The organism is Kitasatospora sp. NPDC057518 (assembly GCF_042802075.1).
Taxonomy (GTDB): Bacteria; Actinomycetota; Actinomycetes; order Streptomycetales; family Streptomycetaceae; genus Kitasatospora.
In genome coordinates this window covers 1-15,107 of sequence record NZ_JBHVEU010000212.1, presented here as the reverse complement: position 1 = coordinate 15,107, position 15,107 = coordinate 1, and the positions used below count along the sequence as shown (strand labels likewise).

Sequence of the window (15,107 nt, the reverse complement as noted above, 5' to 3'; positions counted from 1 at the left end):
CCGCCATACAGGCGGCCCACTGGCCGCGGGCGAAGGACGCGCCGCCGGACCAGTAGTTGACGTTCCACGCCGCGGTGCACTGCTCCCTCTTCGACAGCTGCCGCGGGTAGGCGTTCGCCTGGGTCCCGGTGGCCAGGACGAGCACCGGGGCCAGCACGGCGGCAACGGCCGAGGCGGCGACAAGTCGGCGGATCTTCATGGGTGTGGATCCCTCTTTCGAGACGGCCGGACGCTCCGACGGAGCCCGGCCGGAGTGGTCGGCTCCGTGCGCCACATCCTGGCAATGCCCCTCGACCTGGGGGTATCCCACAAACCTGGGATGTCCCCGGACCGGCGGTGGGCGTCGGCGAGGAAGCGAGAGGAGTGGGAAGTCGGAGGGGTCGACTTCCCACTCCTGTTGGTTCAGTGGGGTGTTGGGCTATCGCGGGGTTCAGGGGACATCGGGGGCATCGGGGACATCGGGCGCGGCGGGCGCGACGAGGTCGAGTTCGGCCCACACGGTCTTGGAGTTGGGGTGGCGGGGGATGGTGCCCCAGCGGTGGCTGAGGGCGTCGATGAGGGTGAGGCCGCGTCCGGTCTGGGCACTGGGGGTGTGGACGGTGGGGAGGACGGGGAGTCTGTCACCCCGGGGGTCGCTGATCTCGATGCGAAGGGTGGTGCCCCGGCGCACGGAGGTGGTGAGGGAGAGGTGAAGCTCGAACCCGCGCCCCGGAACGCGTCCGTGCGTGATCGCGTTGGCGGCCAGCTCCGTGACGATCAGCAGCGCGCAGTGGAACGGCTCGGTGTGCGTGGAGTCCAGCCCCCAGTGGGTGAGTTGACGCCTCGCCAGGCGCCGGCAGATGGCGGCGCCCTTGGGGGTGGCGGCGAAGAGGGCGGTACGGGACCGGGGGTTTTCGAGGGGGGTTTCGGTCGTCATGGGAGTCAAGCGTGGTCGGGCGGACGTACGCTGGCCAGCAGCCCGGCGGACACAGAGAGTATCTGTACGGGTGCACATAGTTGGCCTGCCGGTCGACCCAAGATCGAAAGAGATGGACTGCGATGAGCCTTGAGGGAACCGTCTTCGAGGACGGCGAGACGGCGGAGGGCTTCGACGGCGTCGCGGAGTTCTACAGCGCGGTCGGGAAGATGATCAAACTCCTCCGCGAGCGGGCGGGAATCACGCAGAAGCAGCTGGCCAAGACCACCGGCTACAGCGAAGACCACGTCGGGGCCGTGGAGCGGGGCGTGCGGACCCCGAGGATCGAGTACCTGACGGTGGTGGACGACGCCCTTGACGCGGGCGGGCTGCTCAAGGTCGTCGCGGACGACGTGATGAAGGCGAAGGTGCGCGTGTCCGAGAGGCACCCCGCCTACAACAAGGCCTTCACCCAGGAGGAAGGCAGGGCCCTGGAGATCCACAGTTACAGCACCCTGCTCATTCCTGGACTGCTTCAGACCGAAGCTCACATGCGGGCGCTCTACGAGATGCGCAGGCCGTGGCTCTCGGTGGGGCAGATCGACACATGGGTTGCGGCACGGCTCGCTCGCCAGGAAATCCTCACCCGGTGGCCCTTGCCAACCATGAGCTGGGTAATCGACGAAAGCGTCCTCCGGCGCCCGATCGGAGGTTGGGATGTGCATCGAGAGCAGCTCGAACGACTTCTCAAAGTAGCGGAAATCCGCGGCCTTGAGCTGCAGATCATGCCGCTCGACGCACCCGAGAACGCGGGCATGGGCGGGCCCTTCACGCTCCTCACCCCTCCCGGACGGCCGCCGATCGCGTATGTGGAAGTCCAGCACGTCAACAGGCTGATCACGGAGCCGGAAGAAGTCCGTAAGATGGCTGCACGGTACGGCACCCTCAGGGGGCAGGCGCTCAACATGAGGGCGTCCTTGGCCTTGATCGAAATGATCCTGGGAGAGCGATGAACATGGCCGAGCTGGCTTGGTTCAAGAGCAGCTACAGCAGCAACGAGGGCGCAGAGTGCATCGAGGTCGCCGAGACCCCCAGCACCGTCCACGTGCGTGACTCCAAGGACAAGACCGGCCCCCAGCTGGCCTTCGAGCCGACCGCCTGGGCGGCCTTCGTGAAGTTCGCCGCCACCACCGAGGTCTGACCGACCAGAGCTCCCCTCAAACGGCCCACCGCCTTCCCGGCGGCGGGCCGTTGGCGTACCCGCTGCCTCCTGCCCCCACCCGACAGATCCACTCTGTACGGGTCCGGGCTGGCGTGTGTCAGCCGCCGACGCTCTTCCTGGTCCGGCGGGTCGCGCCGATGTCCGGGCTCAGCGGCGACCGGGCGCCTGGGCCAGCAGGCAGGCGTGGGACCGGTTCTCCCGCTGCGGGTTCGGCTGTTCCGTCCGCGCCGTGACGGTGAAGCCGGCCCGTTCGAGGAGTTCGGCGAGGTGCCCGGCCGGGACGAGGTGCGAGGCGTACGACACCGGGTGGCCGTACGCCTGGGTCGGGCGCAGCAGTTGGGCCTCGCCGACGTGGCCGCCGAGGAGGAGGTGGCCGCCGGGTGCGAGGACGCGGGCGAACTCGGTGAAGAGGCCGGGCAGTTGCGAGGCCGGGGTGTGGTGGACGGAGTACCAGGCGAGGATGCCGCCGAGGGCGCCGTCGCGGAGGTCGAGGGCGTCCATCGAGCCGTGCAGGAAGCGCAGTCGGGGGTAGGCCCGGCGGGCGAGCGCGACCATCTCGCCCGACACGTCCACCCCGAAGGCCCGCAGCCCCAGGCCGGACAGGTACGCCGTCACCCGCCCGGGGCCGCAACCGAGGTCCGCGACCTCGCCGCCGCCCGACTCCCGTACCAGCTCCGCGAAGGCGGCGAGCATGGCGCGGGACACCGGGTCCATGCCCTCCGGCGGGACGACGAGGCGGAGGTAGTCGGCGGCGACGGCGTCGTACGAGGCGCGGACGGCGGCGAGGTGCGCGGGTTCGTTCACCGCGCCATCTTGGCAGCCCTGGTGGCGCGTTCGGCGAAGACCTTCTCCCGGCGGTCGGCGGTCTGCTTCAGCATGCGCTTGCGGTCGCGGGCGGAGAGGCGGTCGATGTAGAGGCCGCCGTTCAGGTGGTCGGTCTCGTGCTGGAGGCAGCGGGCGAAGTAGCCGGTGCCCTCGATCACGACGGGGTCGCCGTGCTGGTCGACGCCGCGCACCACGGTGCGGGCGGGGCGGGCGAGTTTGGTGTTCGCGCCGGGGACGGAGAGGCAGCCCTCGGTCTCCTCGATCAGTGCGCGGCCGGGCTCCTGCTCGTCGACCACCGGGTTGAGCACGTGGCCGGTGTGCCGGACGCCGTCGTCGTCGGGGCAGTCGTAGACGAACAGGCGCAGGTCGACGTCCACCTGGTTGGCGGCGAGGCCGCAGCCGTCGGCGACGTGCATGGTGGCGAACATGTCGTCGATGAGCCGGGCCAGGCGCTCGCTGCCGAAGTCCTCCTCGGTGGCGGTCCGGCAAGTGCGGCTCAGGATCTCCTCCCCCACCTCGGTGATCCGCAGGACGGTCGGCCGTTCGCGCAGCTCGGACACGGGAGGGCACTCCTTCGAGAGACGGTACTTGCGGTCTGACTTTGCAAAGTAGCAGACTTTGCAAAGTGACCGAAGACCTCGTCAGAACCGGCCCCCTCCCCGAGCACGCCGTCCGCACCGCGCTGCTGGACCTGCTCGCCGAGCGCGAGCACGGCACCGTCACCTCCACCGAGGCCGCCGCCCGACTCGGCCTCAGCTCCGGCCTCTGCTCGTTCCACCTGCGGCAGTTGGCCCGGTACGGGCTGATCGAGGAGGCCCCGGCCACCGACGGACGGGCCCGGCCCTGGCGGCTGCCGACAAGCCGACCGGACGCCGTGGAAGGCACGTTCGGCGAGCTGGCGCGCGGCCTGGAGGACGAGAGCTACCAGCACTGGCTCGCCCGGCGCGCCGAGGCCCCGGCCGAGTGGCGGCAGGACGAGGCCTTCAGCGCCGTCGTCTACCTGACGCCCGAGGAACTGGCCGCCGTCGGCGAGGAGGTCCGCCGGACGCTGGCCCGCTACCGGGGCCGCGAGACCGACCCGGCCGCCCGCCCCGCCGGGGCCCGCCCGGTCGCCGCCGTCACCCGGCTCTTCCCGCTCCTCGACCAGTAGACCGCCGGATGGACAGGCCGTCAGACGGCCCGCGAACGCGCCCGCACCGCCCGTACCAGCGGCCCGGCCGCCAACCCCGCCGCCGCTCCGAAGGCGACCCCCTGCACCCCGTCCCAGACGTCCTGCACGTCGCAGGCCCGCCCGATCGCCGGCAGCGCGTAGTGCACCGCCGACACCGCGAACGGCAGCACCGCCGCACCCAGCAGCGCCGCCACCCGCCGCCGGGGGCCCGCCAGCGCCGCCGCGAAACCGACCGGGGCGTAGGTCGCCAGCTTGAGTTCGATGTGCCGGACGTGCAGCAGCTCGTACGGCGACCGCGGCCGGCCGCCCGCCACGGCGCAGTGCCGGACGGCGCCCTCCGAGAGCCGGAACGCCTCCGGCAGCAGGGTCGCCACGACCACCCCGCCGAGCCCGAGCAGCAGGACGAAGCCCACCACCCAGTGGGCCCGCAGCAACCGCCCCACCGGCCGGTTCAACAGGGCCGCGGGCACCAGCGAGAGCAGCAACCCGGGCCAGAACATCGGCATCCCGCCGAGCACCGCACTGATCACGCCTCAAACGGACGCCCCGCGCACCCGGCCGGTTCTCACCCGGAAGAGAAAAACCTCCGGAGCGTCACCATCCGCTCACCGCGCGGACCGTCAGGCGACCGCGCGGAAGCCGACGCGGCCCCGACCCGACGGCCGCGCGAAGGCCGACGCGTCCTGGTCTACTGGGCCGGTCCCCCGACGGGGACCCCCTTGACCAGCACCCGAGGAACAGGAGCCGGCCGTGCCCGAGCAGGAGATCCCGCGCGTCCCCATGACCACCGAGGAGATCGAGGCGGCCAACCTGGGTGCGCCCACCAGGCCCGACGGCCGGATCGTCCTGCGCGACCACGACCCGCGGTGGCCCGCGGCCTACCAGCGGGAGGCCGCCGGCATGGCGGAGTCCCTGGCCCACCTCGACCACCGGATCGAGCACGTCGGTTCCACCTCCGTGCCCGACCTCCCCGCCAAACCGGTCGTCGACATGCTGCTGATCGTGCCCGACTCCGCCGACGAGGCGGCCTACGTGCCCGCCCTCGAAGCCCTGGGCTACCGGCTCGCCGTCCGCGAACCCGACTGGTACGAGCACCGCGTCCTGCGCCGGTACGCCATCGACCCCAGTGCCGACTACGCCAACCTGCACGTGCTGTCCGCCGGATGCCCCGAGATCGGGCGGATGCTGCGCTTCCGCGACCGGCTGCGCCGCCACCGCGGCGACCGCGAGCTGTACGCCGACGCCAAGCGGGCCCTGGCCGAGCAGTCCTGGGAGTACCTGCAGAACTACGCCGACGCCAAGACCGAGGTGATCGCCGGCATCATCGAACGGGCCGCGGCCGAAGCGGAATAGGCGCTCAGTGCGGGATCGAGGAGATCAGCTCCTGCGCGCCCTGCCGCTTGAGCGCCAGCGCCACCGACGTCCCGAGGTCCTCCGGGCTGAGCGCGCCCGCCCACTCGTGGGCGTCCAGCACCTGCTTGCCGTCCGGGGTGAAGACCCGGCCGCGCAGCGAGAGGCGGCCGTCCCGCTCGGCCCTGGCGTACCCGGCGATCGGGCTGTTGCAGTGGCCCTGGAGCGCGTGCAGGAACATCCGCTCGGCCGCCGCCTCGCGCCAGGTGTCGTGGTGGCCGAGGCCGGTGACCGCCTCGATGGTCGCGGTGTCGCCCTCGCGGCACTGCAGGACGAGGATGCCGGCGCCGATCGGCGGGCACATCGCCTCGATGCCGAGCACCTCGGTGATCCGCGCCTGCTCGCCGATCCGCTCCAGGCCGGAGAGGGCGAGCAGCAGCGCGTCGACGTCCCCGGCGTCCAGCTTGGCGAGCCGGCTGTTGGCGTTGCCGCGGATCGGGAGGCACTCCAGGTGCGGGTGGGAGGCGGCGAGTTGGGCGACCCGGCGGACGGAGGAGGTGCCGATCCGGGTGCCGGGCGGGAGCGCGGCCAGCGGCAGGCCGCCGGGGTGGACGAGGGCGTCGCGGATGTCGTCGCGGCGCAGGTAGGCGGCGAAGACGGTGCCCGCCGGCAGCGGTCGGTCGGCGGGCACGTCCTTGAGGCAGTGGACGGCGACGTCGGCCTCCCCGGCGAGCAGCGCGGCGTCGACCTCCTTGGTGAAGGCGCCCTTGCCGCCGAGGGCGGCGAGATCACCCGTCCAGCGGTCGCCCGAGGTGGTGACGGGCACCACCTCGGTGCGCAGCCCCGGGTGCAGGGCGGCGAGTTCGGTGCGGACCCGCTCGACCTGGGCCAGTGCCATGGGCGAGGAGCGGGAGACGATGCGGATCAGCTCAGCGGTGGCCATGGCGCAGATGATAGGCGTCCTCACGGCACGGACTGAGCATGCGTCAGTTCCGTGACGGGAACGCGGCGGACCCGCGCACGGCGGACGGCCGGTCGGATGATCCGACCGGCCGTCCCCCACCCCGGACTCACTCGTTGTGGAGCACCTCGGCGATCGGCAGCCGGGCGGCCGAACGGGCCGGGACGAGCGCGCCGAGGACGGCGATGGCGACGCCCGCGACGCCGACGCCGGTGAGCAGCGGGGCGCTCCAGACGTCCATCGTCCACTCCGGGAAGAGGATGCTCCCGACGTTCTCGATGAGCAGCCGGTGCGCCAGGATGCCGGCCGGGACGCCGATGAGCGCGCTGACCACGCCCTGCCAGGCCACCGAGGTGATCGTCATCGTCACCACCTGGCGGGGTGTCATGCCGATCGACTTGAGCATGCCGAGGTCCCGGCGGCGCTCGCGGATGGTGAGCAGCAGGGTGTTGAAGACGCCCAGCGCGGCGACCACCGACAGCAGGACGGTGAAGATCGTGGCGAAGCTGATCACCGCGACGATCGGGCCGGACGGGTCGGGCGCGAACACCTGGGCCGAGAGGCTCGGGTCGGCGGCCGTCACGGCCCGCTGGTACGCCTGGGCGTCGGCGCCCTCGGCGAGGCTGATGTCGTACTCGACCGCGTGCGGGTCGTCGGTGAGCGCGGCCCGGGTGAGGTCGTTGGACGTGAAGGCCCGGGCGTTGCCCTGGACCACCTCGCCGACGACGGTGACGGTCAGCCGCCGGCCGTCGAGGTCGAGGGTGAGCCGGTCGCCGAGCCTGAGTCCGTGCTCCCGGAGGAAGGAGGGCCCGGCCTCGATCTCGTTCGGCCCGGTCGCCGCGCGGCCCCTGACCACCTCGCGCTGCAGCTGCTCAGCGATCCCGTCGCCGCTGAGGAAGTCGGCGAAGACCGGCTGGGTGAAGCCGACCAGCCCGACCTTGACCAGCCCGCGGACGTGGACCTGGTCGGCGCCGGGGGTGGTCCGCAGCATCGTCTCGGTCTGGGCGGGGGTGAGCCGGGGCTCGGTCTTGTTGCCCGCGAAGTGGGCGGTCTGCACCCTGACGTGGGTGTGGCCGTCGTTGTGGCCCACCAGCCTGGTCAGGGTGGTGCCCAGTCCCGACGTCACGGTCACGGTGAGCACGCCGAGCACGATCGCCGACATGGTGAGCGCGGTGCGGCCGGGGCGGGCGAAGGGCTGGCCGAGGCCGAGGCTGACGGCGCGCGGCAGGCGGGTGCCGCTCAGCAGGCGCTGGACCTTCAGTCCGCGCCCGGCGCGCGGTGCGCTGCCGGCCGAGATGGCCTGGGCGGCGGACAGCCGGTGGGCGCGCGAGGCGGGGAGGAGGGCGGCGAGGACCACCAGCAGCGGGACGCTGACCAGGGTGGCGGCGGGCAGCCAGCCGGCCGGTTCGATGACGGCGGTGCCGGTGGTGATCCCGGAGAAGGCGGACTGGAGGATCGGGTGGGCCGCCACCCAGCCGGCCGCGGTGCCGAGGACGGTGCCGGCGACGGCGGGTACCGAGACCATGGTCAGGTAGACGGTGACCACCTGGCGCGGGGTGAAGCCGATCGCCTTCAGCACGCCGATGTGCCGGTAGCCGGAGACGACCGCGCCGCTCACCACGTTGCCGACGATCAGCGCGGCGACGACCAGGCCGAGCACGCCGAAGACCGTCATCAGCGGCAGGTAGGCGTCGGCGCCCGCGGAGAAGGCGTCCTTGAGCACCAGGTAGGACTGGACGTTGGTGAGCGCGTCCTTCGGCAGGCCCTCGGTGGCGGTGGCCAGGGCGGAGGTGAGCCGCTGTTCGTCGGAGGCGTCGGAGAACCGGTAGAGCATCTGCCGGGCGCTGGGGTGCAGGTCGGCGGCCTGTTCGGGGGTGACCCAGCCGCCCGCGCTCTGGCTCATGCTGGTGGCGTAGCCGACGATGGTCAGCGTCCGGCCGCCGCTGAGGGGCAGCGGGTAGTCCAGGTTGGCGGGCGAGTAGCCGCCGAACGGCTCGTTGATGACGACCTCGCCGGGCTTGCTCGCCCAGCGGCCGCCCAGCAGTTGCACCCGGTCCACCGGGCCGGCCGGGTCGGAGCGGCCGACCAGGGTGAGCGCTCCGGGCGGGCTGCCGACCCAGTCGGTGGGGATCTCCACCACGGCCTGGTCGAACGGCCCGGCGGCGGCCTCGACGCCGGGCCGGTGGGCGGTGGCGGCCAGCTGTTCCGGCGTGGCCCCGGCCGGGTCGAAGGTCGCGACGACGTGGGCGCCGCGCTGCTGGGAGAAGGCGTCGTCGAAGGGGGCCCGGGCGGCACTGATCACCGCGAGGGCGAGCAGCACGGTCGTGGTGGAGCAGAAGACGACCAGGCCGATCACGATGGTCTGCACCCGGCGGCGCTTCACGGCCGCCCGGGAGGCACGCCAGACGGCGCCGGTCATGCGGACGCCTCCAGCATCCGGTCGCCGGCCACCCGGCCGTCCGCGACCTCGACCAGCCGGCTGGCGCAGCGGGTGGCCAGGGCGGGGTCGTGGGTGACGATCAGCAGGGTCTGGCCGATCTGGTTGAGGTCGATCAGGAGGTCCATCACCTGCTCTCCGGAGCGGCTGTCCAGGGCGCCGGTGGGCTCGTCGGCGAGCAGCAGGGCCGGGCGGTTCATCAGGGCGCGGGCCACCGCGACGCGCTGGCGCTCGCCGCCGCTGAGCGTGGCCGGGTAGACGTCCTTGCGGTGCGCGACGCCGAGTTCGTCCAGCAGCTCCAGCGCCCGGCGGCGGGCCTGGCGGGCGCCGGTGCCGGTCAGCTGGGCGGCCAGGGCGACGTTGTCGAGGGCCGGGAGGTCGTCGATCAGGTTGAAGAACTGGAAGATCATGCCGACGTGCCGGCGGCGGAACAGGGCCAGCCCGTTCTCGTTCAGCCGCCCGAGGTCCTGGCCCTGCACCCGGACGGTGCCGGCGGTGGGCCGGTCCAGTCCGGCCACCATGTTCAGCAGGGTGGACTTGCCGCACCCCGAGGGGCCCATCACGGCGACCGCCTCGCCGGCGCGGATCCGCAGGTCGACGCCGTCGAGCGCCTTGGCGTCGCCGAACTCCTTGTGCACCCCGGACAGCTCGACGACGACCTGCGCGTCGTCCGGCCGGGAGGTCCCGTCGTGGTCGTTGCTCATGGTGGACGACCGTAGGCGCGGGGCCATCGCCGGCACGTCCCACCCCGGGTGTAACCGCGGCGGCCGTAGTACCCGGGATGTACGGGGGCGGCACCCCCGGATGATGTGGATCATGCGGTGACCTGGGAGGCTGTCGCCGTGTGGGGAACGGGGTGGGAGTGGGCGGCCGTCGCGACGGCCGGTGCGGCGGGCACGGCGGCCGGCTGGCTGGCGGTGGCGCTCGCCCGGGCGCGGCGGCTGCACCGGGCGGCCATCGGCGAACGCGGCTGGCTGCTGGAACGGGAGCGGGAGAGCGCCGCCCGGACCGCCGTGGAGGCCGAACGGTCCCGGATCGCCGCCGAGTTGCACGACATCGTGAGCCACAACGTGAGCCTGATGGTGGTGCAGGCCGGGGCCGCGCGCGAGGTGCTGGCCACCATGCCCGCGGAGGCGGCGGCCGCGATGGCCGCGGTCGAGGCGGCCGGGCGGGACACGATGACCGAGCTGCGGCACCTGCTCGGCCTGCTGGCCCCCGCCGCGGACGGCAGCGAGGAGCCCGCGCCGGACGGCTTCGCGCCGCAGCCCAGCCTGAGCCGGCTGAGCCCGCTGATCGACCGGTTCGCCTTCGCCGGGCTGCCGGTCGAGGTGCGGGTCTCGGGCGAGCCGAGGCCGCTGCCGGGCGGGATCGACGTGACGGCGTACCGGATCATCCAGGAGGCGCTGACCAATGCGCTCAAGCACGGGGACGGGGTGACGGCGGAGGTGACGGTGCGCTACGCGGACCACTACCTGCGGGTGGAGGTGCTCAACAGCGGTCCGAGCGTGCTCTCCGGGGCGGCCGCCGCGTCAGGCGGACGAGCCGGACCGGACGGGCCGAGGCCGGACGGCGCCGGGCGCGGGCTGATCGGCCTGCGCGAGCGCGTCGCGGTGTACGGCGGGGACCTGGACGCCCGGCGCCGGCTCGGCGGCGGCTTCCGGGTCCGCGCCCGCATCCCGCTGGACCGGCCGTGACGGAGGAGAACGTGCCCCAGGACCAGGAGCGCCGCCCCCGGGTGGTGATCGCCGACGACCAGGAGCTGGTCCGCACCGGCTTCCGGATGATCCTCACCGCGCGCGGCATCGACGTGGTCGCCGAGGCCTCGGACGGCGCCGAGGCGGTGGCCGCCGCCGTCCTGCACCGCCCGGACGTGGCGCTGCTGGACATCCGGATGCCCGGCACGGACGGCCTGGAGGCCGCCCGGCGCATCCTGGCCCAGGTGCCCGGCTGCCGGGTGATCATGCTGACCACCTTCGACCTGGACCACTACGTCTACGCCGCGCTGTCCGCCGGGGCCAGCGGCTTCCTGCTCAAGGACGTCACCTCCGCCCACCTCGCCGCCGCCGTACGGCTGGTGGACACCGGGGACGCGCTGCTCGCCCCCTCGATCACCCGGCGCCTGGTCGAGCGGTTCGCGGCCGGCGCCCCGCGCCCGGCCCCGGGCGCCGACGGCCCGGCGCTGCACCGCGACCTCGCGCCGCTCACCCCGCGCGAGGCGGAGGTGCTGGCGCTGCTCGGGCGCGGGCTGTCCAACACCGAGCTGGCGCGCGAACTGACGCTCAGCGAGTCGACGGTGAAGACCCACGTGGCCCGGATCTTCGCCAAGCTGAACCTGCGGGACCGGGCGCAGGCGGTGGTGCTCGCCTACGAGACCGGGCTGGTCGCGCCGGGCGGCGCCGACTGAACGTCAACTTCCCTTGACCTCATGCTGATTGGCATGAATATCAGCCCAATCTCACTCCTTGGAGTTAACTCTCTTCACCACGTTCTCCTTTTTGCCAGTTCATGGGGCACCATCTGCATGTCCACGCCCGAACGTGACCACCACCTCGGGCGCCACCCCCCGGCATGACGAGAACACTTGGACCGGCCCGTGACCACCACCGCCCCCGTGTGGGACTGCCCCTTCCACCACACCGACGGCCTGGAGTTCGACCCCCTCCTGAAGCGACTGCTCACCGAGGCCCCGGTCGCCAGGATCCGGCTGCCGCACGGCGAGGGCGAGGCCTGGCTGGCCACCCGCTACGAGGACGTCAAGGTGGTCACCAGCGACCGCCGGTTCAGCCGCGCCGCCGGCATCGGCCGCGACCTGCCCCGGATGACGCCCGCCCCGATCGCCCAGGCCGAGGCGATCAACCTGATGGACCCGCCCGCCCACAACCGGCTGCGCCGGCTCGTCGCCCAGGGCTTCACCAACCGCCAGGTCGAACGGATGCGCCCGGCCACCCAGCGGACCGTCGACGGCTACTTCGACGAGATGACCGAACACGGCGCCCCCGCCGACCTGATGCACTTCCTGGCCGGCCGCCTCCCCCTCACCACCATCTGCGAACTGCTGGGCATCCCCGCCGCCGACCGCGCCGAACTGCGCGGCCACGCCGTGGCGATGATGCGGATGGGCCCCGGCAGCCGGGACGGCCAGGAGGCCGCCAAGAGCGCGCTGCGCGACTACTTCACCGGGCTGACGGCCGAGCGCCGCGCCCGCCCCGGCGAGGACCTGATCAGCGCCCTGGCCACCGCCCGCGACGGCGACGAACTGCTGGCCCCGGACGAGCTGACCGTCATGGCGATGGTCCTGCTGGTCACCGGCCACGACACCAGCACCTACCAGCTCGGCAACCTCACCTACACCCTGCTCACCCACCCCGAGCAGCTCGCCAAGCTGCGCGCCCGGCCCGAGACGCTGCCCCGCGCCCTGGAGGAGCTGCTGCGCTTCATCCCGTTCCGCCAGGGCGTCGGCATCGCCCGGGTCGCCACCGAGGACGTCGAACTGGGCGGCGTGCTGATCCGGGCCGGCGAGGCCGTGCACGTCTCCTACCTGACCGCCAACCGGGACCCGGCGGCCTACGAGCGCCCCGACGAACTCGACCTCGACCGCGACGCCGGGCCCGTCAACATGACCTTCGGGTACGGCCAGCACCGCTGCCTCGGCTCGCACCTGGCCCTGATGGAGCTGCAGGTCGCCATCGGCACCCTGCTGCGCCGCTTCCCCGGCCTGCGGCTGGCCGTCGAGCCGTCCGAACTCGACTGGAACTCCGGCTCGATCTGGCGCTTCCCGCGCACCCTGCCGGTGGCCTGGTAGCCGACTCCCCGCCTGCCGCCGCCACCCGTCACCACCACCCGCCGCCGCCCGCCGCCCACGGCCGCCGCGGCGTCCGCACCGCTCCACGCATCCACCATGCCTGCCACCAGGCCCCCAGGGGAGACCCGTACCCATGGCAACACTCTGCCGCCCCGCCATCGCCGTACCCGAGCACGTCATCACCCTCGACGAGACCCTCGCCCTGGCCCGCACCCTGCACGCCGGCCACCCCCAACTCGGCCTGGCACTGCGGCTGATCGAGAACACCGGGGTGCGCACCCGGCACCTGGTCCAGCCGATCGAACGGACCCTCGCCCACCCGGGCTTCACCGTCCGCAACGAGGTGTACGAGCGCGAGGCCAAGCGGCGCGTCCCCGAGGTGGTCGAACGCGCCCTCGCCCACGGCGAGTTGACCGCCCGGGACATCGACCTGATCGTCTACGTGTCCTGCACCGGCTTCATGATGCCGTCGATGACCGCCTGGCTGATCAACACCATGGGCTTCCGCTCCGACACCCGCCAGGTGCCGATCGCCCAGCTCGGCTGCGCGGCCGGCGGCGCCGCCGTCAACCGGGCGCACGACTTCTGCCGCGCCTACCCGGGCGCCAACGTGCTGATCGTCGCCTGCGAGTTCTGCTCGCTCTGCTACCAGCCGACCGACCTCGACGTCGGCTCGCTGCTCTCCAACGGGCTGTTCGGCGACGCGGTCGCCGCCGTGGTGATGCGCGGGAACGGCGGGCACGGCGTGCAGGTCGAGCGCAACGGCTCGCACCTCGTCCCGCACACCGAGGACTGGATCTCGTACGGGGTGAAGGACACCGGCTTCCACTTCCAGCTGGACCGGCGGGTGCCCGGCACCATGGAGCTGCTCGCGCCCGCGCTGCGCGGCCTGGCCGGGGAGCACGGCTGGGACGTCTCCGGGCTCGGCTTCTACATCGTGCACGCGGGCGGCCCGCGCATCCTGGACGACCTGTGCCGCTTCCTCAACCTGGAGCCGGCCACCTTCCGCTACAGCCGGGCGACGCTCACCGAGCGCGGCAACATCGCCAGCGCCGTCGTCTTCGACGCCCTGGCCCGGCTGTTCGCCGACGGCGGCGTGCCCGAGGGCACCACCGGGCTGATCGCGGGCTTCGGACCGGGCATCACCGCCGAGATCTCGCTGGGCAGTTGGGTCGGCGCACCGGCCGAAGGGGCGCGTCCGCGCCGGCCGCGCGCCATCTCCACCTCCGACATCGCGCTCGTCCATCCGACCGTCCCCCGCCGTTTCCCGACCGGCACTACGATCTCCTGATGACCGATACCACGGAGCGCACCGACACCTCTGCCAGATCAGCCGAACTCGCCGCCCTGTTCCCGGCGTTGCACGCGCCGCAGTACTGGAGCTGGGGCCGCTTCGACGCGCAGTTCTCCACCGAGCCGCCGCCGGACGCCCTGGTCACCAACATCCACCTGGTCGGCTTCGCGGACGGTCAGGTCGTGCTCTGCCGGGACGACCGGGACCACTGGTTCCTGCCCGGCGGCACCCGGGAGCAGGACGAGGGCATCGTCGCCTGCCTGGCCCGGGAGCTGCGCGAGGAGGCCGGCGCCCGGATGCTCGGCGAGCCGCACTGGCTGGGCGCGCACCGCTGCCGCACCGAGGACCCGGTGCCGTACCGGCCGTGGCAGCCGCACCCGGAGAAGGCCTGGCTGTGGGGCTGGGGCGAGGTCGCGCTGGACTCCGCGCCGACCAACCCGGCGGACGGCGAGCAGGTGGTCGAGGTCCGTCCGGTGCCGCCCGCGGAGGCCCAGCGGCTGCTGCTGGCCGGGCACGACGCCTGGTGGGGCGAGCTGGTCGCGCTGGCGGTGGAGCTGCGCCGACGGGCCGGGCTGGGCTGAAACCGCTCCCCGCCGGGATATTCCCACTGGGACGGAAGACCACCGGAACAGCCGAACAGCAGCAGGCCATGTCCGTTTTGCGGTGATATGACTCGGCCATGGACACCAAACTGCTGGCCGTGGACTACCCGGCACTCCACATCTTCTGGACGATGCTGGAGCTGTTCCTCTGGATCCTCTGGTTCTTCCTGCTGTTCAAGATCATCACGGACATCTTCCGCAGCCACGACCTCGGCGGCTGGGCCAAGGCCGGCTGGCTGGTCCTGGTGATCATCCTGCCGCTGATCGGCGTCCTCGCCTACCTGATCGCCCGCGGGCAGTCGATGGGCAAGCGGGACGTCGAACAGGCGGAGCGGTCCGAGGCCGCGTTCAAGTCCTACATCCGGGACGCCGCCGGAACGGCACCGGCGGGCGGCGGAGGCGGTGGCGGCAGCCACGTCGACGACCTGGCGAAACTGGCGGACCTGAAGGAGAAGGGCGCCATCTCCGACGAGGAGTACCAGAAGGCCAAGGACAAGCTCCTGGCCTGACCCGCACGGACGGCCGGGGCCGGTGGACGCACCGTGACG

At 72.8% G+C, this 15,107-nt stretch carries 18 protein-coding genes; 10 read left to right on the top strand and 8 right to left on the bottom strand.

Features of this window, described 5'->3' with window-relative positions; translation table 11 throughout:
- On the bottom strand, positions 1-199 hold a 199-nt coding region (locus ACFU7Z_RS21935; RefSeq protein ID WP_380779045.1), incomplete at its 3' end, for a hypothetical protein.
- A gap of 231 nt (positions 200-430) precedes the next feature.
- On the bottom strand, positions 431-916 hold the full coding sequence (locus tag ACFU7Z_RS21930) for an ATP-binding protein (protein WP_380743810.1): 486 nt from the start codon (positions 914-916) through the stop codon (positions 431-433).
- A gap of 122 nt (positions 917-1,038) precedes the next feature.
- On the opposite strand from ACFU7Z_RS21930, the gene ACFU7Z_RS21925 reads away from it, so the two are divergent.
- On the top strand, positions 1,039-1,908 hold the full coding sequence (locus tag ACFU7Z_RS21925; RefSeq protein WP_380779043.1) for a Scr1 family TA system antitoxin-like transcriptional regulator: 870 nt from the start codon (positions 1,039-1,041) through the stop codon (positions 1,906-1,908).
- Positions 1,905-2,096, top strand: a complete 192-nt coding sequence (locus ACFU7Z_RS21920; RefSeq protein ID WP_380779041.1) for a DUF397 domain-containing protein — start codon at positions 1,905-1,907, stop codon at positions 2,094-2,096. Before ACFU7Z_RS21925 ends, ACFU7Z_RS21920 begins: the two co-directional genes overlap by 4 nt.
- Before the next feature lie 168 nt (positions 2,097-2,264).
- On the opposite strand, the gene ACFU7Z_RS21915 is transcribed toward ACFU7Z_RS21920, so the two are convergent.
- Entirely contained in the window at positions 2,265-2,921 is a 657-nt protein-coding gene (locus ACFU7Z_RS21915) for a class I SAM-dependent methyltransferase (RefSeq protein WP_380779038.1), read from the bottom strand.
- Positions 2,918-3,502 (bottom strand): peptide deformylase, encoded by a 585-nt coding sequence (def, locus tag ACFU7Z_RS21910; RefSeq protein WP_049651387.1) that lies wholly within the window; start codon positions 3,500-3,502, stop codon positions 2,918-2,920. The genes ACFU7Z_RS21915 and def overlap by 4 nt, the downstream gene beginning before the upstream one ends.
- 65 nt (positions 3,503-3,567) lie before the next feature.
- On the opposite strand from def, the gene ACFU7Z_RS21905 reads away from it, so the two are divergent.
- Complete coding sequence (locus ACFU7Z_RS21905) at positions 3,568-4,092, top strand: ArsR/SmtB family transcription factor (RefSeq protein WP_380779035.1); 525 nt, start codon at positions 3,568-3,570, stop codon at positions 4,090-4,092.
- 20 nt (positions 4,093-4,112) lie between these two features.
- Here ACFU7Z_RS21905 and ACFU7Z_RS21900 read toward each other — a convergent pair whose 3' ends face one another.
- Positions 4,113-4,643, bottom strand: a complete 531-nt coding sequence (locus tag ACFU7Z_RS21900) for a hypothetical protein (RefSeq protein WP_380779032.1) — start codon at positions 4,641-4,643, stop codon at positions 4,113-4,115.
- Between the two features lie 220 nt (positions 4,644-4,863).
- On the opposite strand from ACFU7Z_RS21900, the gene ACFU7Z_RS21895 reads away from it, so the two are divergent.
- A complete protein-coding gene (locus tag ACFU7Z_RS21895; RefSeq protein ID WP_241852848.1) occupies positions 4,864-5,466 on the top strand; it encodes a GrpB family protein in 603 nt (200 codons plus the stop codon).
- 4 nt (positions 5,467-5,470) lie between these two features.
- Here ACFU7Z_RS21895 and hemC read toward each other — a convergent pair whose 3' ends face one another.
- The 3 genes from hemC to ACFU7Z_RS21880 form a co-directional block, all read right to left on the bottom strand.
- The gene (gene hemC, locus ACFU7Z_RS21890) at positions 5,471-6,406 is read right to left on the bottom strand and encodes a hydroxymethylbilane synthase (RefSeq protein ID WP_049651384.1); all 936 of its coding nucleotides are present in this window, start codon (positions 6,404-6,406) and stop codon (positions 5,471-5,473) included.
- Positions 6,407-6,533: 127 nt separating this feature from the next.
- On the bottom strand, positions 6,534-8,843 hold the full coding sequence (locus ACFU7Z_RS21885; RefSeq protein WP_380743819.1) for an FtsX-like permease family protein: 2,310 nt from the start codon (positions 8,841-8,843) through the stop codon (positions 6,534-6,536).
- Positions 8,840-9,565 carry an ABC transporter ATP-binding protein gene (locus ACFU7Z_RS21880; protein WP_049651382.1) on the bottom strand — a complete coding sequence of 242 codons (726 nt, stop codon included), beginning with the start codon at positions 9,563-9,565 and terminating at the stop codon, positions 8,840-8,842. Before ACFU7Z_RS21880 ends, ACFU7Z_RS21885 begins: the two co-directional genes overlap by 4 nt.
- Positions 9,566-9,682: 117 nt before the next feature.
- On the opposite strand from ACFU7Z_RS21880, the gene ACFU7Z_RS21875 reads away from it, so the two are divergent.
- From ACFU7Z_RS21875 to ACFU7Z_RS21850, 6 genes are all read left to right on the top strand, one after another.
- Positions 9,683-10,555 (top strand): sensor histidine kinase, encoded by an 873-nt coding sequence (locus tag ACFU7Z_RS21875; RefSeq protein ID WP_380779029.1) that lies wholly within the window; start codon positions 9,683-9,685, stop codon positions 10,553-10,555.
- A gap of 11 nt (positions 10,556-10,566) precedes the next feature.
- A complete protein-coding gene (locus ACFU7Z_RS21870) occupies positions 10,567-11,265 on the top strand; it encodes a response regulator transcription factor (protein ID WP_255357472.1) in 699 nt (232 codons plus the stop codon).
- A 189-nt stretch (positions 11,266-11,454) separates the two neighbouring features.
- Positions 11,455-12,663 (top strand): cytochrome P450, encoded by a 1,209-nt coding sequence (locus ACFU7Z_RS21865; RefSeq protein WP_380779027.1) that lies wholly within the window; start codon positions 11,455-11,457, stop codon positions 12,661-12,663.
- 133 nt (positions 12,664-12,796) lie between these two features.
- Entirely contained in the window at positions 12,797-13,954 is a 1,158-nt protein-coding gene (locus tag ACFU7Z_RS21860; protein WP_074002218.1) for a type III polyketide synthase, read from the top strand.
- On the top strand, positions 13,954-14,538 hold the full coding sequence (locus tag ACFU7Z_RS21855) for an NUDIX domain-containing protein (protein ID WP_079272066.1): 585 nt from the start codon (positions 13,954-13,956) through the stop codon (positions 14,536-14,538). Before ACFU7Z_RS21860 ends, ACFU7Z_RS21855 begins: the two co-directional genes overlap by 1 nt.
- A gap of 98 nt (positions 14,539-14,636) precedes the next feature.
- The gene (locus tag ACFU7Z_RS21850) at positions 14,637-15,068 is read left to right on the top strand and encodes an SHOCT domain-containing protein (RefSeq protein WP_049658799.1); all 432 of its coding nucleotides are present in this window, start codon (positions 14,637-14,639) and stop codon (positions 15,066-15,068) included.
- The last annotated feature ends 39 nt before the right edge of the window (positions 15,069-15,107 follow it).